Origin of the sequence: Gillisia sp. JM1 (assembly GCF_000424645.1) — a bacterium.
Lineage (GTDB): Bacteria > Bacteroidota > Bacteroidia > Flavobacteriales > Flavobacteriaceae > Gillisia.
Map to the genome: position 1 here is coordinate 741,258 of NZ_KE384219.1, position 20,687 is coordinate 761,944.

A 20,687-nucleotide genomic window follows, 5' to 3' on the forward strand; every position below is an offset into this window, starting at 1 on the left:
CGAAGAGCAGCGAAGTGAAGAATCTCAATGAAATCAAATTATCATTTAAAGACTTCTCGACTACGCTCCTTTAGAGACAAAAGCCTTGAGTGTCATCCTGAGCTTGTCGAAGGATCTCAATCTATTACAAGCCTTTTAAAAGAGATCCCTCCTTCCGTCGGGATGACAAAAAACGAAAAATGTCATTCTGAACGAAGAGCAGCGAAGTGAAGAATCTCAACGAAATCAAATTATAATTTAAAGACTTCTCGACTACGCTCGAAGGGACAATAGTATTGACGGTCAACCTGCACAGAATGTCATCCTGAGCCTGTCGAAGGATTTCAATCTAGTACAAGCCTTTTTAAAAGAGATCCCTCCTTCCGTCGGGATGACAAAAAATGAAAAATGTCATTCTGAACGAAGAGCAGCGAAGTGAAGAATCTCAATGAAATCAAATTATCATTTAAAGACTTCTCGACTACGCTAGAAGGGACAATAGTAATGACGGTCAACCTGCACAGAATGTCATCCTGAGCCTGTCGAAGGATCTCAATCTAGTACAAGCCTTTTTAAAAGAGATCCCTCCTTCCGTCGGGATGACAAAAAATGAAAAATGTCATTCTGAACGAAGAGCAGCGAAGTGAAGAATCTCAATGAAATCAAATTATCATTTAAAGACTTCTCGACTACGCTCGAAGAGACAAAGGCCTAGAATGTCATCCTGAGCCTGTCGAAGGATTTCAATCTAGTACAAGCCTATTTACAAGAGATCCCTCCTTCCGTCGGGATGACAAAACATGAAAAATGTCATTCTGAACGAAGAGCAGCGAAGTGAAGAATCTCAATGAAATCAAATTATAATTTAAAGACTTCTCGACTACGCTCGAAGGGACAATAGTATCAACGGTCAACCTGCAAAGAATGTCATCCTGAGCTTGTCGAAGGATCTTGGGTACTCCATATGAGATTCCTCTCCAGATAGCAATCGGGATCGGAATGACATTAATTCCGCTTGGCATTTAAAATTCATTTTATTACCTTGTACTAAATTCATCTACAAATGATCGATTTTGACAGGGAAACCTGGATTTATTTATTGATAATTGCAACTGTTATCACCTATTTCCTTTGGAATAAAGGCAGCTCAACGAAACTTCGCAAGCATAAAAAAAACAGAAAGCTTAGAATGCGTTATCTAGAACGTAAAAAGAGTAGCTAGTCTACTAGTGAAGTTTAATAATTAAGAAGCTTCGACACTAGAAAGCGCTCTTATCTGCTTTTTCCAATAGTTAGTTTATACTCATTTTCTCTAATCACCTTCTTTGAATGTTTGTATATTTGAATTGTTAAAATAAAATTGACATGAAAATATACACCAAAACCGGAGATAAAGGAACTACCTCTCTCTTTGGAGGAACCAGAGTTCCTAAACACCATATAAGAATAGAGAGTTACGGGAGCGTAGATGAATTGAACTCCCATATTGGACTGGTAAAAGATCAAAAAGTTGGAGATCATACCCGTGAAATTCTAAATAGAGTCCAGGATAGATTATTTACGTTAGGAGCAATTTTAGCGACCGATCCAGAAAAAGCGATCCTTAAAAGCGGACAAGAGCGCTTAAACATTCCAACTATTACTGAAGAGGATATCATTCTTCTTGAAAAAGAAATGGATTCTATGAATGAGAGTCTTCCTGAAATGACCCATTTTGTGCTCCCTGGAGGACATCCTTCTGTGTCAATTTGTCACATTGCTCGTTGCGTCTGCCGTCGGGCAGAACGTATGGCCACTGCACTTCATGAGATAAGCCCCTTCAATGAATTGGTTTTACAATACCTTAACAGACTCTCTGACTACCTATTTGTGCTGGCACGGAAATTGTCCAAAGATTTACATGCAAATGAGGTAAAATGGATTCCTGAAAAGAGGAGTTAAACAAATTGAAAATTATTCAGCTAAAATCTAAATTTTGTATAAAAATTAACATTTTAGACCACGTTCTTAAAATTATTGACGAAATAATAGATTTTTTACTTGCCTATTACAACAAAAAAATTATTTTTGCAAAAAATAAACACCGATAAATCAATGTATTGGACATTAGAATTGGCATCTTATTTAAGCGATGCACCCTGGCCGGCAACAAAAGATGAATTAATTGACTACGCTATTCGAACGGGAGCTCCATTAGAAGTAGTAGAAAACCTTCAATCAATAGAAGATGAAGGGGATTCATATGACTCTATTGAAGAGATCTGGCCCGACTATCCTACAGACGAAGATTACCTTTGGAATGAGGATGAATATTAGAAAACATAACACGTAAATACTAAAAAGTCTCCTAAAAGAGGCTTTTTTTTTGCGTACATTTGAACCATATTAAACACAAAAAACTATGAGTTTTTTAGATTCTGTATTAAAAGTGTTTGTTGGAGATAAATCCAAGAAAGATGTTAAAGAGATACAACCTATAGTAGAGAAGATCAAAGCTTTGGAGAAAGATTTTGAAGCGCTTTCTATAGATGAGCTGCGTGAAAAAACGGTAACTTTCCGAAAGAAAATCGCCGATGTCACCGCAGATATTCGCTCTAAAATCGAAGCATTAAATAGCGAAGCAGATGCTTCTGAAGATATTACCAGAAACGAGGATATCTATGCAGAAGTTGATGCCTTGAAAGATGAAATGTATAATATCACTGAAGCTGTCCTTAATGATATTCTTCCCGAAGCTTTTGCTACTGTAAAAGAAACGGCTAGGCGATTTGTTCATAATCCAAAACTAAAAGTTACAGCCTCTGCTTTTGACAGAGAGATCTCTGCAGAGAAAGACTATGTAGAATTAGACGGAGATCATGCAATCTGGAGCAACTCTTGGGATGCTGCCGGAAAACCTATTACCTGGGACATGGTACATTATGATGTTCAATTAATTGGTGGTGTTGCAATGCACCAAGGTAAAATTGCAGAGATGCAAACAGGGGAAGGAAAAACGCTTGTTGCAACTCTTCCTATGTATCTAAATGCCTTAAGTGGTAGAGGGGTGCATTTGGTAACTGTGAATGATTATTTGGCAAAAAGAGATAGCGCCTGGATGGCCCCGATTTTTCAGTTCCACGGAATTAGTATTGATTGTATAGACTATCATCGTCCAAACTCTGCTGCAAGACGTAAAGCCTATAATGCAGATATTACTTATGGAACAAATAACGAATTTGGTTTCGATTATTTAAGAGATAACATGTCTCACGCTCCAGATGATTTGGTACAACGCTCACCTAACTTTGCAATTGTAGATGAGGTGGATTCTGTATTAGTAGATGATGCCAGAACACCATTGATCATTTCAGGACCTATTCCAAAAGGGGATATTCACGAATTTGAAGCTTTGAAACCGGCAATCAACCATATAGTAGAGGTTCAAAGAAATCATTTGATCAAGGTATTAGCTGAAGCTAAAAAATTAATAGCTGCTGGTGATACTAAAGAAGGTGGGCTTCAACTTTTAAGAGTTTTTAGAGGTTTACCAAAAAACAAAGCACTTATAAAATACCTTAGTGAAGAAGGTATAAAACTTCTTCTTCAGAAAACTGAGAATCAGTACATGGCAGATAACAATCGTGAGATGCCAAAAGTTGATGAGGAACTTTATTTTGTTATTGAAGAAAAAAACAATCAGATAGATCTTACCGATAAAGGGGTAGAATTTTTATCTGGAGAAGACGATCCAGACTTTTTCGTAATGCCAGAAATTGGTATGGAGCTCGCTAAGATTGATAATGAAGGGCTTAGCAAGGAAGATGAAGTAGAGAAAAAAGAAGAGCTTTTCCGTGAATATAGCGTAAAAAGTGATCGTATACACACTATGCGCCAGCTTTTAAAGGCATACACCTTGTTTGAAAAGGACACAGAATATGTGGTGATGGAGAACAAAGTGAAGATCGTAGATGAGCAAACTGGTCGTATCATGGATGGTAGAAGATATAGTGATGGTTTACACCAGGCTATTGAAGCTAAAGAAAATGTAAAAATTGAGGATGCTACACAAACCTTTGCAACAGTAACTCTTCAGAATTTCTTTAGAATGTATCGTAAACTTTCTGGGATGACGGGAACTGCGGTTACCGAAGCTGGAGAATTATGGGAGATCTACAAATTAGATGTGGTGGAAATTCCTACTAACAGACCCATTGTAAGACATGACCGTGAGGATCTGGTTTACAAAACAAAACGAGAGAAATTTAATGCTGTAATAGACGAAGTTACCAAGCTTTCTAATGCAGGTAGACCGGTGCTTATAGGAACAACTTCTGTTGAAATTTCGGAATTATTGAGTAGAATGTTGAAGTTAAGAAACGTTCCTCACAATGTTTTGAATGCAAAATTGCACAAGAAAGAAGCAGATATTGTTGCTGAAGCTGGAAATGCTGGAATAGTAACCATCGCTACCAACATGGCAGGTCGTGGTACCGATATTAAATTGAGCAAAGAAGTTAAAGAAGCAGGTGGTCTGGCCATTATTGGTACAGAACGTCATGATTCCAGACGTGTAGATAGACAGTTAAGAGGTCGTGCTGGTCGTCAAGGGGATCCGGGAAGTTCTCAGTTCTATGTTTCTTTAGAAGACAACCTGATGCGTTTATTCGGTTCTGAAAGGATCGCGAAGTTAATGGATAGAATGGGCTTGGAAGAAGGTGAAGTAATTCAGCACTCCATGATCTCTAAATCTATTGAACGGGCGCAGAAAAAAGTTGAAGAAAATAACTTTGGTGTTCGTAAGAGATTGCTTGAGTACGATGATGTTATGAATGCCCAGAGAGAGGTAATCTACAAACGTAGATATCACGCTCTTTTTGGAGATAGATTAAAGGTGGATATCGCCAATATGATCTTTGATACTTCTGAAGTTATAACTGAAAATAACAAAGCCGCATCAGATTATAAGAATTTTGAATTCGAACTTATTCGCTATTTCTCTATGAGTTCTCCTGTTTCTGAAGCTGACTTCGGAAAAATGGATGTTCAGAAGATAGCTGGAACTGTTTATAAAGCAGCATTCGAACATTATCATAATAAAATGGATCGCACAGCTGTTTTAGCTTTTCCAATTATTAAAAATGTTTACGAAGATCCAGCTAATAACTTTGAGCGTATCGCAGTTCCTTTTACAGATGGAGTAAAAAGTTTGCAGGTTGTTACCAATCTTGAAAAAGCTTACGAATCTGAAGGAAAACAACTTACCAAAGATTTTGAAAAGAACATTACACTTGCAATTATAGATGAGTCTTGGAAAACTCATTTGCGTAAGATGGACGAACTTAAGCAGAGTGTTCAATTAGCCGTTCACGAACAAAAAGATCCTTTATTGATCTATAAGTTTGAAGCTTTTGAATTGTTTAAATCCATGATTGAACAAGTTAATAAAGATGTGATCTCATTCTTATTTAAAGGAGAAATTCCAGAAGGGAACACAACTAATATTCAGGAAGCGCGTCAGCCAAGACGCAGCGATAAAATGGAAACCACTAAGGAAGAAATCCCAAATTTAGATGAACGTTCAGCACAAAGTAGAGCTGCAGGGCAAACACAATCTCGTCCTCAGGTAACCGAAACCATAGTTCGGGATCAGCCAAAGATCAATAGAAATGATAAGGTTACTATTAAAAATGTGATGAGTGGTGAAAATAAAACTTTGAAATACAAGCAGGCGATCCCTCTTTTAGATAAAGGAGATTGGGTAATTACCGATCATGAAAGCTAGAATAAAATATTTTTTATAAACACCAAACCCGGCAAATTGCCGGGTTTGGTGTTTGTGCTAGGAGCCATCATGCGTCAATTTCCTTTTTTTTATCACTGGTCTCAATATAACTTAGTTAAGAAATATGTCACCTCGAGCGGAGTCGAGATGCTTCGATAGGCTAAGGTCTTTAACATTTTTAATATTGTCATTCTGAACGCAATGAAATGAAGTGAAAAATCTCTGTGAATTAAAGAGATTCCTCCTTCGTCGGAATGACATTTTTTCAACGTTGTCCCATTTCCCGACGGATCTGGATGTCGATATATAATTGCACAATTCAAGCCGTTAAAAACTTCGACAGGCTCAGTTTGACATTTTATGTTACACAGAAGATTATATTGAATTGTCACATTTCCCGAGGAATCGGGATGTCGAAATGTGATTGAATGGTAATATTGATACTTCGAAAAACTAAGGTTTTAGACATTTGCAAAATTGTCATTCTGAACGCAATGAAATGAAGTGAAGAATCTCTGCAAATTAAAGAGATTCCTCCTTCGTCGGAATGACATTTTTTCAACGTTGTCCCATTTCCCGAGGGATCTGGATGTCGATGTATAATTGCACAATTCAAGCCGTTAAAAACTTCGACAGGCTCAGTTTGACATTTTATGTTACACAGAAGATTATATTGAATTGTCACATTGAGCTTGTCGAAATGTGATTGAATGGTAATATTGATACTTCGATAGGCTAAGGTCTTTAACATTTTTAATATTGTCATTCTGAACGCAATGAAATGAAGTGAAGAATCTCTGTAAATTAAGTAGATTCCTCCTTCGTCGGAATGACATTTTTTTAAAGTTGTCCCATTTCCCGAGGGATCTGGATGTCGATATATAATTGCACAATTCAAGCCGTTAAAAACTTCGACAGGCTCAGTTTGACATTTTATGTTACACAGAAGATTATATTGAATTGTCACATTGAGCTTGTCGAAATGTGATTGAATGGTAATATTGATACTTCGAAAAACTAAGGTTTTAGACATTTGCAAAATTGTCATTCTGAACGCAATGAAATGAAGTGAAGAATCTCTGCAAATTAAAGAGATTCCTCCTTCGTCGGAATGACATTTTTTCAACGTTATCCCATTTCCCGAGGGATCTGGATGTCGATATATAATTGCACAATTCAAGCCGTTAAAAACTTCGACAGGCTCAGTTTGACATTTTATGTTACACAGAAGATTATATTGAATTGTCACACTGAGCTTGTCGAAATGTGATTGAATGGTAATATTGATACTTCGAAAAACTAAGGTTTTAGACATTTGCAAAATTGTCATTCTGAGCGCAATGAAATGAAGTGAAGAATCTCTGCAAATTAAAGAGATTTTTCCTTCGTCGAAATGACATTTTTTAAAGTTATCTCATTTCCAGTGAGATCGGGATGTCGAAATGTGATTGAATAGCTGTCTTGATACTTCTAAAGGCTCGGAATGACAAATAACGTAAAGCCTACAAAACAATCAAGATCCTGAAACATCATGCTGCCTCGGGACAGTATTACGGACTTCGTAATTTGAGAGAGCTTCTTTTCTCAGGAAAATAAATCTAAGTTTTTGATACCTTTAGCCTTTTAACCAAGAGCATTATCATGGATAAATTTACAATTGAAATTAAGTGGGGTGTTGTTTTTACTGTTTTAGCCTTGCTTTGGATGGTTTTTGAAAAAACAATGGGTTGGCATGATGTACTTATCGCTAAACAAGCCATTTACACTAACTTCTTCGGGATTTTTGCAGTATTAGTTTATTTTCTCGCCATCAGGGATAAAAAAATAAACTTTTATAATGGACAAATGACCTGGCGCCAAGGTTTTGTGGCCGGAATAATAGTAACCATTGTAGTTACAGTTCTTGCTCCCTTATCACAATTCGTAACCAGCACCTATATTACTCCCGATTATTTTGAGAATGTAATTGCATATAGTGTAGAAACAAAAGTGATGACCCAAGAACAAGCTGAAGCGTATTTCAATCTAAAATCCTATATTATTCAAGCTACTTTTGGTGCTTTAGTGATGGGTGTAGTAACCTCTGCCGCAGTTGCATGGTTTCTAAAAACAAAGAAAGAGTAAGCTATTTAGCAAAAAATTTGCTGTCATTTCGAAGGAGCCTTTCGCGACTGAGAAATCCCTTCTTTACTTGAAGTTTTAAACTCCATTGAGATCTCTCACTACGTTCGAAATGACAAATCCGGAAATTATCCTCTACCAAAAAGTGTCATTTCGAAGAAGCCTTTAGCAACTGAGAAATCTCTTCTTTACTTTACACATATAATTCAACTGAGATCTCTCACTACGTTCGAGATGACAAAAAATTCAAGAAAACTGGACAGAAAAACTTAAAATCAAATTGATTTAATCAATCTTCAATAAAAGATTAGGATCTGGGCAGTTGTCCAGATAAAAGTCTAGTTTATCTGCAGATGCAACTCCCGGATAGTCCCCTGTGTATCCTTGTATATCTTTAATCACTTGAAAATGTAAATGCGGAGCATAATCTCCATTTACCTTATGGGAACCAAGAGTTCCAATTTTATCTCCGGCTTCCACGATCTGGCCGAAACTTAATTTTTTAATGGAGTCTTTGCTTAAATGTCCATACAGCGTATAAAAGGTTCTATCTCCCACAATATGTTCTAGAATAATTGTTGGGCCGTAATTTCCAAAACCTTCATTCTCCTGAAAGCTATGTACCGTGCCTTCTAAAGCTGCTAGAACTGCAGTCCCAGCATCACACCAAAAATCCAAACCTATATGTATATTTCTTGAAGAAGGGCTTGTTTCGCCTTTAAAGATCACACTCCGCTGATATAGCGTACGTTTCTCATTATAACCTCCATAAGCCACTTTTGCTTTCTTGGAAGCAACATATCCATCTATAAAAGTCTTCACTGCAATTGCAGATGGAATAGGCATCTCCCTAATATCTTTATTTGTTTCAGAAAGATCTATGTGAACAAAATCCTTCTTTGCAAAGGTTTTATCTAAGACAGGAGTAAATTCATTCGTGCAATCTTTTAGAAATTCAGCGAAATTTGATTTGAACATGAGCTATTTTTTTCAAAAATAACTTATTTTATATACACGTCGCTAAAACTTGCATTTATGTTAACACTTCCATTTCCGTCCTTAGCTTTATAGTATCCATTAAGGATCTCATTATCATAAGATTTGGTCGCTTTTATAGAAGGTGTTTTTGGATATTCAATATTGCTTTGAGTGCCGTTGTAATTGAAATTTAAAGCAGCGCTAGGTAAAGAAAGTCTTAAGTCACTATTTTCTAAAGTGATATCTAGATTTTTAAATCCCGATCCCAATTTCCCTACAGCAAGTTCGCCAAAGGTTCCCGAAAGTATTCCGGTTTCAGTTATTTCCTTTATGCTTACATCGCTGGAATTGGAGATAAGTTTTATGCTTTTTACTTTCCCTATTTCGCAGTTTTCCACATAATTGGTTTTAAGCACTCCATAATTCCAAATATTCACATTTATTGGACTGTATGATACTTTAACTTCCGTTTTCTCGCCTTCAATGATATTGGCAGATAGTTTACTGTGTGATAAATTCGCTTTTAAATTGGTAGTTTTTTCTCCCAATTTCAATTCGCCATATCTCACATCAAGATTTAATTTAGCATTTCTGGGGATTTTAATTTTAATGATACGCTTGCCTTGAGAAGAAGCTTTGGTTGTTTCCTTTTCACCTCCTTTAAAATTTTGTTTTCCTTCCATTTCTTTACCAAAATTCTCTCCCCAGTTTTCCATTTTTCTTCCAAAATCTTCACCCCATTTTTCCATATCCTTTCCAAAATTCTTCTCGAATTCTTCTCCCCAAGCTTCCATTTTCTTTTCAAAATTTTTCTCCCATCCCTCAGAGTTCTTCTCGAATTGTTTCCCCCAGGCTTCCATAGATTTTTCGAAGTCCTTTCCGAAATTCTTCTCCATTTTTTTCTCCCACTTCTCCATATACTTGTCCCCATCTTTTTTGTAGGCATCATAATCAAAGTCCATATTCCCTATCTTCTCATGAAATTCTGCTGGTAACGGATTTTTACTGATGTTCTCCAACATAGGCGCTATCATATCGGTCATCATTGGGCCCAAGATATCTTGCAGTTCTCCCATGGATTCGGTTAAAGAAGAAAGATCCATATCTATATTTAAATTCATTGCAGTCCCTCCACCAGAGCTGATCTCAATTTTTTCTGAACTCCCTGAAGTTTCCAGTTTCCAGCTTTCCAAAGCTTTTTTAGCATCTTCGCTTTTTAAATTTCCTGGTTCTAGATAGGCTTCTATAGCTACTTCGTTCTTATCCCAATTCTCAATAATTATATTGGTATATTTTGCATCTATCATTACAGAAACATCCTGTTTTGTTTTATAAGTCTTCTCAAGTTTTTTTGTTTGAGCAAATATCCCCGCAGAAAATAATAAGCAAAATAGTAGGGTATAATTAGGCTTTATGGTTTTCATTATTGGTGTTTTTAGTTTGTTTAATTTCATTTAATTTATTCTTGAGTTTGTACAATAAGTCCAAACGAAATTGAAGATTTTCGACCATAGCTTCAATAGTTTGCTCATTAGGGCCCATCTCATTAAACTCAGCATTCAAGCGTTTATATTCTGTATTTAATTCTGACATCTTTCCCATAAAGGAATCTATCAAGGCCTTGTTTGAAGGATTTACTTCTAGTTTAGCCAGTTCCATATTGATTCCGGCCAAATAATAGTTTTCAATCTTTTTAAAATCTGGAGAAACTTCACTTAATTGAAACTCTTTAACCGGAAGCTCATTTCCATCATCTTTAATTTCTGGAGCAACAACAATTGGATTCTCTGTTGTAATTATTTTATCTTTATTCAAAAAGAATGCTCCAATTCCAAATGCTACAATAAATATTGCCGCAATTTTTAAGAAACTAAATTTATTGCTGTTCTTTTGTATTGGCAAAGCTGCTCCCAACTTTGCCTCAAAACGTTTTTGATGACCTTTACTCAACTTTTCTTTGGTCCAGGGCTCATCATCCTTGAACATTTTTCTAATATCCTGTGCCATTTCTAAATGCTTTTAATTTTTCCTGTAATTTTTTCTTTCCTCTATGTACCAGTGTTCTGGAAGCTACTTGAGAGATCTTCAATATTTCTGAGATCTCCTCATGATCATAACCTTCAATTAAGTAGAGCATAAGTGGGTATTTATACTTTTCTGGAAGCTCCTGAATTTCAGCTTTCACTTCTTCTACTCCAATTCCATCATCCACCTGCCAATCTTGAGACTCATCATCTGCTACTTTCTCTATCAGTTGTTCGTTAAGCGCAACATATTCCAACTTCTTTGCTTTTAACTGATCTAGGCATTTATTGATCACGATTCGTTTTAACCATGCTCCAAAAGTGACTTCTCCGGAATATTGATGAAGTTTAGCAAAGGCTTTTACAAATGCTTCTTGCATGGCATCTTCGGCTTCTGCTGTATCCCGAAGGAATCTGCTGGCCACAATGAACATTCCATCACAATAACTGTTATAAAGTTTTAATTGTGCTTTTCTGTTGTTGGCACGACAATCTTCTATGAGTTGATGCTTTAACAAAATTTATTAATGCTTAGTTAGTATTTAAAAGACGATCTAAAAATTCTCCTGTTGCAAAATTCTGCAGTTTTTTTCTGAAAAAATATTTCTGAAAGGTTTTGCATAACCTTAATATATAGCGTTTTTCACCCACATATATCTTGTTCCCAAACATCGGGAGTTTCAGGCTAACCTCCAGACTTACTCGGATACTTAAACAATTCCGATAGCCATCAGAATAACATGACGAAAAACCTGAATATGTCTGGTTAAAAGTGATTTCCAGCCTTAAACTGGATATCGTATTTTTGATTGACAATTTCCTATAATTTAAGAGAATTGGTATAGTTTTAGAAAACTATTTTTAAATCAGTAATCTGAAGGCAAGCTTATTAATTTAATATCTAAATATGAAAATTGTATATCCGTTTTTTGTCTTATAGTTGTTTCGTCACCCTGAGACCCGTGAAAAAAAATTTATCTAGCGTAGGATATTGAGGTATGATGGTTCTTAGCAGATTTAACGTTTTAAGACCTTCTTTTTTGCAGTGTAGTACTTCCCCAGCGTAAAATTTTCGAAGCCTTGGAGTAAATTTAGCTGGGGAAGTACGGTTCCAATTATGCGGTAGCGTAATCGGAAACACCTACAAAAAAGTGTCCTTTTTTTGGTTCGTTTTGGTTGCTTCCGACGAGTGAAGCGAGAGGAAAGCATGACAAAAAAATGAACAATTTTAAAAATTAAACAAATCTTTATCGACTAAAAGGAGTGTTTTCCGTATTCTTAGAATTACGTCAATGGTAATTTATTTCAGGGTCTCAATTTACTGTATTGATTCTTAGTGTTATGAGATTCTGAAACAAGTTCAGAATGACGTTATTTATGATTTTATGATACTTTACGGATATAAAATATGAAAATAAATATTAAGCACTCATGAAAAATTCGCAACGCTATACTATTATTAAAATTATTATTGCCGTAATAGCAGTAGTTATTGGAGGGGTCTTATTGTGGCGTTATTCTACCAAAGCTCATAGCCCGGAAGACACAAGCGTTTTTTCTGAAGATTCTTTAAAAATGGAGGTTGTTTATAATAGACCCTATAAAAAAGGGAGAGAGGTATTCGGGGGATTGGTACCTTCTGGAGAAGTTTGGAGGACAGGAGCTAACGAAGCCACTACGTTTTCAACCAATAAAGATGTTTTAGTTGATGGCTCACCGCTTAAAAGTGGAACCTATACTTTATGGACCATACCTATGCAAAATTCCTGGAAAGTGATCTTTAATTCTAAAATGTATCCTTGGGGCATTAATATGGAAAAAAAAGCATCTCGCGATCCCAATTTTGACATTTTGGTGTTAGAAGTACCAATAACAAAGGTTCAGGACACCTTGGAGCAATTCAGTATTTATTTTGAAAAGTCAAACGATCTAGTTCTTTTTAACTTGGCCTGGGAAGATATTAAGATAAGTGTTCCAATTAAAAAATAAAAAAGCTGTCCAAAAAAATAATTTCTGAACAGCTCTTTCTCCAACTAATTAGGATAATAAATTGAGATCTTCCTCAATTATTCATCCAACATTAAATTTAAAGTAACATCTATATTATCTCTTGTAGCTCTAGAATAAGGACAAATTTCATGGGCTTCATTTACCAACTGCTCCCCTTTTTCTACTTCTACTCCAGGAATATAGCAGTCTAAAATAGCGGCCAATTGTAAATTACCATCTTCTAAACTTCCCAATTTCACAGTAGCAGTAACGCTAAAATCACCAAGATCTACTTTATGCTTTTTTGCAATTACCTGTAAAGCACTTCCAAAACAGGCAGAATATCCAGCCGCGAACAATTGCTCCGGGTTAGTAAAATCTTCTCCTTTCCCGCCCATACCTTTGGGCATACTCACTTTCATATCTAATATACCATCGTCACTTTTCACATGTCCTTCTCGTCCTCCAGAAGTTGTAACTTTAGCTTTGTACAATGTTTTCATCTTGTATATTTTTAATTAAATTTGAAGATACCAACATTAGCTATTTACTTCAAAAGAAGTGCTCATAAATTTGTCATAAATCTCAATTCTCACATTGTCTAAATCTGCTAAAAAATCTGCTTTACAACAATCAGCAAGCGTACCTGCTACCCCAAATATTAATCCGGAATCAAGAGATAAGATCAAGGTCTCTAGGAAGAAGCTATTGGAAGATTCAGCTTTAGCAGCAAAACTATTAGCAGGAGACAAAACCGCCTTAAGCAGAGGGATCACTTTAGTTGAAAGCAACCAGAAAGAGCATCAGGCAATTGCTGAAAAACTTATAGAGGAATGCCTTCCGCATGCACATAGATCTCTTAGAATAGGGATCACAGGCGTTCCTGGGGTTGGAAAAAGCACATTTATTGAAGCCTTTGGTAGTTACTTGATCAATCAGGGGAAAAAAGTTGCGGTGCTAGCGGTAGATCCAAGTAGCTCGGTTTCTCACGGAAGCATTATGGGTGACAAAACCCGAATGGAAAATCTGGTGACAGAAGAAAATGCTTTTATTAGGCCTTCTCCTTCTGGGGATTCCCTTGGAGGTGTTGCACGAAAAACACGAGAATCTATTATACTTTGTGAAGCTGCCGGCTTTGATATATTACTAATAGAAACGGTTGGCGTGGGGCAAAGTGAAACCACTGTCCATAGTATGACAGATTTTTTCTTACTACTAAAATTAGCCGGCGCGGGAGATGAATTACAAGGAATTAAACGCGGAATTATAGAAATGGCAGATTCTATAGTAATCAACAAGGCTGATGGAGACAACCTGAAAGCTGCACAAGCTGCCAGACTGGAGTTTAAAAGAGCTTTACATCTATATCCACCCAAAGCTAGTGAATGGGAGCCAAAAGTGTCTTTATGCAGTGCATTAGAAGAAACAGGTATAACTGCTGTTTGGGAAATGATCTTAGAATATAAATCTTTAGTAGATAAAAACGATTATTTTGAAATCAATCGCCATAACCAAAATAAATTCTGGTTGTTACAAACCATTAACGAGCATTTAAAAAGTAGATTCTATCAAGATCCTGAGATCAAAAAAGCTTTAGATGAACAATTAACGGCTATAGAAAATAATGAAACCACTCCCTTTGCAGCTGCAAAATTTTTGCTGAAACTACAAAGCCTTTAAAAATTAATTTAATTTTCCGTTAAGTGTCATAAACTGATAAAAGACGTCATTCTGGCCCGATCCTTTGGAAGTTTCAGAATCATATTTCACTCTAAATGAAAACAATAAATTGAGACCCTGAAACGATTCCGATAACTATCGGAACGGGGTGACGTGACAATTCAGGGTGACGATATACTAATCAAGAACCTCGGGGTAAGCCCACGAGATATGAATTGGAAAATACTTTTAAAAATTCGAGGCAAGCCCGCCTGAATGAAATTCTTTTCGGGCAGGCCTCGGGGAATTAAACCCTCAATGAGGGATTAAAACGAATACACAATAAAAATAATATCTTTTACCTTCGCCCCATGAATATTCTAAAAAAATTATATCATAATTACCCAGTACTATTACTCCTTCTATTAGGAGTTTTAATTTTTATCACCAATCTGGATGTACTGATGGTGAATATAATGGAAGCTCGTAATTTTATTAGCGCCAGGGAAATGCTCACTCATAATAACTGGATCTTCACCACGATGAATGAGGCAGCACGTTATGAAAAACCTCCTTTTCCAACTTGGCTAACAGCGATCTCTGTCTATCTCTTTGGTATGGAAAGCCTGTTTGCCTATCGTTTACCCGCAGCGTTAACTTCAATTCTACTTCTTATAATATTTTACAAGCTTCAGCTCTTATTGGTTATCAAAAAGAATGTTGCCTTTATATCTAGTCTCATTTTAATGACCTCCTTTTATATTGTGTTTTCAGGAAGAGACGGCCAATGGGACATTTTCACTCATGCTTTTATGATGGGTGCTATTTATTTTATCATCCTCACGCTCAATTCTGATGTTAAAAAATACAGGTATGCTATAATTGCAGGATTATTTTTTGGTGCTTCCTTATTAAGCAAAGGCCCGGTTTCATTATATGCGCTATTTATACCTTTTTTGATTAGTTACTCGCTCACTTATAAGTTCCCAAATCGAAAAGTGAACTGGAAACCTATGCTTCTCTTTCTAATTATTGGTATAAGCACAGGAATTAGCTGGACCCTCTATGTGCATCATTACGATGCTGAAGCCTTCGCTGCAGTGGCCGAACTTGAAAGTAGTAGATGGCTCAATTATAACGTTCGTCCTTTCTGGTATTATTGGAGTTTCTTTACACAAAGCGGAATTTGGACTATTCCGGCATTTTTAAGCTTATTTTATTGGTATTTAAAACCAAGAGTTTCCAACCTAAAAGCCTATAAATTCTATATTTTATGGACCCTGTTTTCAGTTATTTTATTGTCTATAATTCCTGAAAAGAAAAGCAGATACTTATTGCCTGTATTAATTCCCTTAGCAATGACCACTGGCTTTTATGTAGAGTATATTATTAAGAATTTCGGACGAAGATTATCGAAAATAGAGCGCTTTCCGGTTTATCTAAATTTTATAGTATTAGCAATTATAGCAATTGCTGCTCCATTTGTACTTTATTATTTCTTTGGTACAGCAATCTGGGAGAAATCTTTCTATTTTCTTTTAGTAAGTAGCACTCTGATTTTAGTTGGGATAGGCTTTGTATTTGGATTACTTAAAAAGAGAGCCAAACTTCTATTTGGATTGCAATTCTTAATGATCCTAGCAATTTTAAATTTTGGCTTTCCCTTATTAGAATTGATCTCTCCACATAGAAATGACCCTAATATTGCATCGCTTATTAAATATGAAGAAGCTGAAAAAATTCAAATCTATGAAGTATCCGGAATAATTCCTGAACTTATATTTGAATATGGGAAACCTATGCCAGAGTTAAATTCTGAAGGAGATCTGCCTGCTGAAGCCAAGACTAAAAAAATTGGAATCTTAGTGCATCAAGAGGAAGATCCTGAGTGGAAAGAAAATTTCCAAAGCTATAATTTCCAACTGATTGACACCTTAGATCTAAATCCAACAATGGCTAAAGGAGAGAATAGTCGGTTGATTCGAGAATTCTATGTTTTAACTAAAAAGTAATTTTGAATTTATCGAGTACGAATTTATGCAAATAAGCAAATAATAATCCTAGTAAAGTCCCAAGGAACATCCCGGTAATTACATCCAGAGGATAATGAACCCCAACATAGATTCTACTGTAAGTAACTATTACCGCCCAAATAAGTAGAAAATAAATCAGTTTTGGAAAAAACTTTTTCAGAATTAATCCAACAAAAATCGCTAAGGCTGTAGAGCTAGATGCATGTGCAGAAAAATAGCCAAACCTACCACAACGTACTGCAATAAACCTTGTATATTCCATCACACCTTCTTGTCCGCAAGGTCTAGGCCTTTCAAAACCATGTTTAAAAAGATTCGCTAATTGATCGGTGCAGGTGATCATTAAAGCGACCAATACCATAGTGATCAAAGTACCTTTAACACCAAGTTTTTTATAGATTAGAAATAACAATACCGCATACAAAGGAATGGCAGTCCATTTATCTGTGATCAAGAGCCAAAACGGATCCCAGGGTAGGCTACCAAGATTGTTTAAATAAAGAAATAATTCTCTGTCGTATGCAATTAGTTGGTCTATCATTGAAAATTAATTGTATATCCGTTTTTTAATAATAGTATATCGCCACCCTGAATTTATTTCATGGTCTCAATTTATTGTGTTCATTTAGAGTATAGTGAGATTCTGAAACTCCCGAAGCCTTGGTACAGAATGACGTCTTTTATCAGTTTATGATATTTAGCGAACAATCAAAAAAATTAATCGTCATATCTAGAAACTTCCCTGTCATAAAATTCACTTGCTTGTGTGATCAAGATCTCGGCTTCAGTAGCAAGTTCCTTTTCATCACTTTTATCAAAATCTTCCAACCACTCTACATCGTCGTTTTCCAAATTGATTATAAATCTTGGATACTCTGTGTGGATCACAAAGATTGCATCCGGAAAATCGGTGTTATCACCTAAAAGAAATTTTGGGAATTCCATATTTTTTACTTTTTATAATTTTTCAGAAAAGCAATTTACTAATTGAGCTCTTCTTCCTCCTGTTCCGATTACTAGCGGAATTATTTCAGGAACATGATTATTTAGAATCTGCAATGTAATTTGTCAAATTAGCTATCGGGATGTCGAAGTTTCTCGCTGTAAAATACATTTCGACATCCCGATCCTTCGGGAAATGTGACAAACTTTTCCGATAGTTAACGGAATCATCTCAGATTCTATTTTATTTTTAAAACTTCTAATTCTTAATGAAATCTCTTCAGCATAGAATTAATCAGCCTTCAGAATTAATTTTTTACTTAAATAATTGAACCTAAAATACAACATTATAGCCGATGCTGTTAGACCTGCTAACAACCCAAGCCAAATACCCATACTACCTAAATTTTCTGCCTTTCCATAATATATAGAAACCGGAAATCCGATTATCCAATATGCGACAAAACAAATAAGAGTTGGGATCTTTACATCTTGTAGTCCTCTAAGCGCTCCCAAGATCACCACCTGCAAGCCATCACTTAATTGGAATAAAGCAGCAACCACTAATAATTGGGACGCTAAAACAATTACATCTACATTGTCTATGTAGAATGTTGGCAACCAATCTTTCATTAAAATGAAGAGAATGGCAAAAACAGCTTCAATTAAAAATACCAGTAGGAACGTGGAAAAGGCAATTCTCCGAAGTTCTTTATAATTATGCAAGCCTTTTTGATTTCCAACTCTAATTGTAGCAGTAACTCCCAGGCCAACGGCAATCATAAAGGTCATAGAAGCAAGATTAAGTGCTATTTGATTTGCTGCTTGTGAATTTGTACCCAACATTCCTGCCAAGAAGATCGTTCCTGTAAATATTGCTACTTCAAAGAACATCTGTAAAGCTGTAGGAAATCCTAGTGCAAATATTCTTTTGAAGATTGCAAGCTTAAAAAATTCATTTTTAGACCATACAAAATATTGCTTGAATTTCTTCTTCTTTCTCAATACTTCCCATAAGAACCATAACATAAAGAATCTTGAGATCAAGGTTCCTATGGCTGCTCCTTCCAATTCCAGTCTTGGGAAGATCCAAACTCCGTAGATCAATAAAAAATTGAATATCACATTCACCACATTTGCCAATAAAGTGGCATACATAGCATATTTTGTTTGCGATAATCCATCGGCAAACTGCTTATAAGCTTGGAAGATCATTAAAGGGATCATTGAGAATGCAACTATTTCTAGGTAAGGAATAGCTAATGCAACCACTTCTGGTGGCTGATCTAAATGATACAAAATAGGCTTAGCTAATAATAGCAGTAAGAATAGCGCTACCCCGTTCACAGTGCACAACATCACGCCATGATGAAAGTAACTTCTCCCCTTTTCTATATTCCCCGCTCCATCTGCCTCAGCAATTAATGGGGTTATGGCAAAAGAGAAACCAATCCCTAAAGACAAGGCGATAAAAACCAAACTATTTCCTAAGGAAACTGCAGCTAATTCTGCGGCACCTAGCTGGCCGATCATCAAATTATCGGCTAGCCCAACCAGAACATGGCCCAATTGTCCCATCATAATGGGAAAGGCTATAGTTAAATTGTATTTGAACTCTTTGGTGTAGGCTGTTAGCTGCAATTTCAAAAATTAAGTGGCAAAGATAACAGGATTTGTTTGCGCAAAAATTGAATACCATTTTAATTTTCTAAAAATCATGGCTGATCTTTTTGTTGAAAATTAAAATGGAATTCTTAAGAATTGATAATATTATTTAAAGTTTTGAAACGCCGGAATTAGTTGAAATTCCGTACTTATCTACTAAGTAAATCAAAGATGCCATCGTTGCAGCACCTAATTCCAACTCCCTTTTATTAATATGCTCGAAAGTGTCATTTTCTGAATGATGATGATCGAAATAACGTTGAGAATCTGGCACTAATCCGGCAAGTACAATTTCACCATTTTTCAAAGGACCTATATCTGCTCCACCATGACCTAACTCGAAGTAGTGAATTAAATAAGGTTTAAACAAGGATTCCCATGCGGCTATTTGATCAAATTGATCTTGTTTTGCTTCAAAAGAAAATCCTCTGGGAGTGAATCCTCCAGAATCACTTTCTAAGGCAAAAATATGATTTTCATTCTTTTCTACAGCTACCTCAGCATATTTATTACCACCACGTAATCCATTCTCTTCATTCATGAATAAGACTACACGAATACTTCGCTTTGGCTTAATTCCAGATTCTTTTAATAATCGCAATACTTCCATAGACTGAACCACTCCAGCTCCGTCATCATGAGAACCATCTCCTACATCCCAAGAATCTAAATGTCCGCCTACTACTATATACTCATCAGGAAATTGACTACCGGTGATCTCACCAATCACATTATAACTTTGTACATCTGGTAGTTGTTCACTATTCAGCTTAAAATAAACTTCGGCTTTCTTTTCGATTTTCAAAAGACTGCTTAAATATTCAGCATCATTCGTGCTTATAGCTGCTGCCGGAATTCTTTGAGAAGGTCTTAATTCGCCATAACTCATAGTTCCAGTATGAGGAAAATCGTCCAGCCTTAAATTCATAGATCTTACTAATACTCCAATTGCTCCATATTTTGCAGCTTCTGCCGCTCCAGAATATCGCTGATCTACACAACCTCCATAGGCTTCAAAAGTATTTATAAGATCTGCCCGCATTGGTCTATTATAAAAAACGATCTTCCCTTTTATTTGCTCCTCGCCATATCTTGCAAGATCTTCTATTCCTTGCACTTCTATCACCTGAGCTTTTGCACCGCCTAAAGGTGTAGATACAGAACCTCCTAATGCAGTGATATTAATATTTCTGGTGCTACCAGGAGCCGTTTCTATGTAAGCAAATTCCTTTGCTCCACGTATCCATTTTGGAACCATAACGGGTTGTAACCAGACTTTATCTAAACCTAAAGTCTCTAATTCCTTTTTTGTGTACTCTACCGCCATTTGGGCATCCAAAGATCCAGAAAGCCTTCCTCCAATATCGTTGGATAAATGTTCTAACCATTGATAGGATTTGCCATTAAGCAAAGACATATCATATAATTTTCGAAGATTTAAAGAATCTTCTTGCTTGTTATTGATTTGTGAAAATGATAGCTGACTACATAAAATGGAAAGTCCTACTATAAATATTTTTCTCATTGATACTG

The 20,687-nt window shown here is 36.0% G+C and carries 16 protein-coding genes; 7 read left to right on the forward strand and 9 right to left on the reverse strand.

From position 1 onward, the window contains the following. The first annotated feature begins 1,344 nt into the window (after positions 1-1,344). The 4 genes from H033_RS0117750 (at position 1,345) to H033_RS0117770 (ending at position 7,867) form a co-directional block, all read left to right on the forward strand. Positions 1,345-1,920 carry a cob(I)yrinic acid a,c-diamide adenosyltransferase gene (locus H033_RS0117750; RefSeq protein ID WP_026839497.1) on the forward strand — a complete coding sequence of 192 codons (576 nt, stop codon included), beginning with the start codon at positions 1,345-1,347 and terminating at the stop codon, positions 1,918-1,920. Positions 1,921-2,073: 153 nt separating this feature from the next. Further along, entirely contained in the window at positions 2,074-2,295 is a 222-nt protein-coding gene (locus tag H033_RS0117755) for a DUF2795 domain-containing protein (RefSeq protein ID WP_006989959.1), read from the forward strand. 85 nt (positions 2,296-2,380) lie between these two features. Beyond that, positions 2,381-5,743 (forward strand): preprotein translocase subunit SecA, encoded by a 3,363-nt coding sequence (gene secA / locus H033_RS0117760; RefSeq protein WP_026839498.1) that lies wholly within the window; start codon positions 2,381-2,383, stop codon positions 5,741-5,743. Between the two features lie 1,641 nt (positions 5,744-7,384). Next, entirely contained in the window at positions 7,385-7,867 is a 483-nt protein-coding gene (locus H033_RS0117770; protein ID WP_026839500.1) for a DUF4199 domain-containing protein, read from the forward strand. Positions 7,868-8,149: 282 nt separating this feature from the next. Here H033_RS0117770 and H033_RS0117775 read toward each other — a convergent pair whose 3' ends face one another. From H033_RS0117775 to H033_RS0117790, 4 genes are read right to left on the reverse strand one after another with little or no spacing between them, the layout of a single operon-like run. After that, positions 8,150-8,842, reverse strand: a complete 693-nt coding sequence (locus H033_RS0117775; RefSeq protein ID WP_026839501.1) for a peptidoglycan DD-metalloendopeptidase family protein — start codon at positions 8,840-8,842, stop codon at positions 8,150-8,152. A gap of 23 nt (positions 8,843-8,865) precedes the next feature. Next, on the reverse strand, positions 8,866-10,266 hold the full coding sequence (locus H033_RS0117780) for a hypothetical protein (RefSeq protein ID WP_026839502.1): 1,401 nt from the start codon (positions 10,264-10,266) through the stop codon (positions 8,866-8,868). Then, positions 10,247-10,849, reverse strand: coding sequence for a hypothetical protein (locus H033_RS0117785; protein ID WP_026839503.1), 603 nt, complete (start codon positions 10,847-10,849; stop codon positions 10,247-10,249). The genes H033_RS0117780 and H033_RS0117785 overlap by 20 nt, the downstream gene beginning before the upstream one ends. Continuing rightward, entirely contained in the window at positions 10,833-11,384 is a 552-nt protein-coding gene (locus H033_RS0117790) for an RNA polymerase sigma factor (RefSeq protein WP_026839504.1), read from the reverse strand. Before H033_RS0117790 ends, H033_RS0117785 begins: the two co-directional genes overlap by 17 nt. A 913-nt stretch (positions 11,385-12,297) precedes the next feature. Between H033_RS0117790 and H033_RS0117795 the strand changes: the two genes are divergently transcribed. Beyond that, positions 12,298-12,855 (forward strand): DUF2911 domain-containing protein, encoded by a 558-nt coding sequence (locus H033_RS0117795; protein WP_026839505.1) that lies wholly within the window; start codon positions 12,298-12,300, stop codon positions 12,853-12,855. Between the two features lie 77 nt (positions 12,856-12,932). Here the strand turns inward: H033_RS0117795 and H033_RS0117800 are convergent, their stop codons facing one another. Further along, positions 12,933-13,358: an organic hydroperoxide resistance protein gene (locus H033_RS0117800; RefSeq protein ID WP_026839506.1), complete on the reverse strand. Its 426-nt coding sequence runs from the start codon at positions 13,356-13,358 to the stop codon at positions 12,933-12,935. 94 nt (positions 13,359-13,452) lie between these two features. Here H033_RS0117800 and meaB point away from each other — a divergent pair, with 94 nt between their 5' ends. Further along, on the forward strand, positions 13,453-14,535 hold the full coding sequence (gene meaB / locus H033_RS0117805; protein ID WP_026839507.1) for a methylmalonyl Co-A mutase-associated GTPase MeaB: 1,083 nt from the start codon (positions 13,453-13,455) through the stop codon (positions 14,533-14,535). A gap of 350 nt (positions 14,536-14,885) precedes the next feature. Beyond that, on the forward strand, positions 14,886-16,526 hold the full coding sequence (locus H033_RS0117810; protein ID WP_026839508.1) for an ArnT family glycosyltransferase: 1,641 nt from the start codon (positions 14,886-14,888) through the stop codon (positions 16,524-16,526). Here the strand turns inward: H033_RS0117810 and H033_RS0117815 are convergent. From H033_RS0117815 to H033_RS0117830, 4 genes are all read right to left on the reverse strand, one after another. Further along, positions 16,516-17,088 carry a phosphatase PAP2 family protein gene (locus H033_RS0117815; RefSeq protein WP_026839509.1) on the reverse strand — a complete coding sequence of 191 codons (573 nt, stop codon included), beginning with the start codon at positions 17,086-17,088 and terminating at the stop codon, positions 16,516-16,518. The genes H033_RS0117810 and H033_RS0117815 overlap by 11 nt on opposite strands. A gap of 176 nt (positions 17,089-17,264) precedes the next feature. Further along, a complete protein-coding gene (locus H033_RS0117820) occupies positions 17,265-17,492 on the reverse strand; it encodes a hypothetical protein (RefSeq protein ID WP_026839510.1) in 228 nt (75 codons plus the stop codon). 288 nt (positions 17,493-17,780) lie between these two features. Further along, positions 17,781-19,130, reverse strand: coding sequence for an MATE family efflux transporter (locus H033_RS0117825; protein ID WP_026839511.1), 1,350 nt, complete (start codon positions 19,128-19,130; stop codon positions 17,781-17,783). 133 nt (positions 19,131-19,263) lie between these two features. Next, positions 19,264-20,679: a M20/M25/M40 family metallo-hydrolase gene (locus H033_RS0117830; RefSeq protein WP_026839512.1), complete on the reverse strand. Its 1,416-nt coding sequence runs from the start codon at positions 20,677-20,679 to the stop codon at positions 19,264-19,266. Positions 20,680-20,687 lie beyond the last annotated feature (8 nt).

Coding starts and splice junctions, on each gene's coding strand:
- H033_RS0117750 (WP_026839497.1), top strand. CDS start 1,345: ATGAAAATATACACCAAAACCGGAGATAAAGGAACTACCTCTCTCTTT.
- H033_RS0117755 (WP_006989959.1), top strand. CDS start 2,074: ATGTATTGGACATTAGAATTGGCATCTTATTTAAGCGATGCACCCTGG.
- secA (WP_026839498.1), top strand. CDS start 2,381: ATGAGTTTTTTAGATTCTGTATTAAAAGTGTTTGTTGGAGATAAATCC.
- H033_RS0117770 (WP_026839500.1), top strand. CDS start 7,385: ATGGATAAATTTACAATTGAAATTAAGTGGGGTGTTGTTTTTACTGTT.
- H033_RS0117775 (WP_026839501.1), bottom strand. CDS start 8,842: ATGTTCAAATCAAATTTCGCTGAATTTCTAAAAGATTGCACGAATGAA.
- H033_RS0117780 (WP_026839502.1), bottom strand. CDS start 10,266: ATGAAAACCATAAAGCCTAATTATACCCTACTATTTTGCTTATTATTT.
- H033_RS0117785 (WP_026839503.1), bottom strand. CDS start 10,849: ATGGCACAGGATATTAGAAAAATGTTCAAGGATGATGAGCCCTGGACC.
- H033_RS0117795 (WP_026839505.1), top strand. CDS start 12,298: ATGAAAAATTCGCAACGCTATACTATTATTAAAATTATTATTGCCGTA.
- H033_RS0117800 (WP_026839506.1), bottom strand. CDS start 13,358: ATGAAAACATTGTACAAAGCTAAAGTTACAACTTCTGGAGGACGAGAA.
- H033_RS0117810 (WP_026839508.1), top strand. CDS start 14,886: ATGAATATTCTAAAAAAATTATATCATAATTACCCAGTACTATTACTC.
- H033_RS0117815 (WP_026839509.1), bottom strand. CDS start 17,088: ATGATAGACCAACTAATTGCATACGACAGAGAATTATTTCTTTATTTA.
- H033_RS0117820 (WP_026839510.1), bottom strand. CDS start 17,492: ATGGAATTCCCAAAATTTCTTTTAGGTGATAACACCGATTTTCCGGAT.
- H033_RS0117830 (WP_026839512.1), bottom strand. CDS start 20,679: ATGAGAAAAATATTTATAGTAGGACTTTCCATTTTATGTAGTCAGCTA.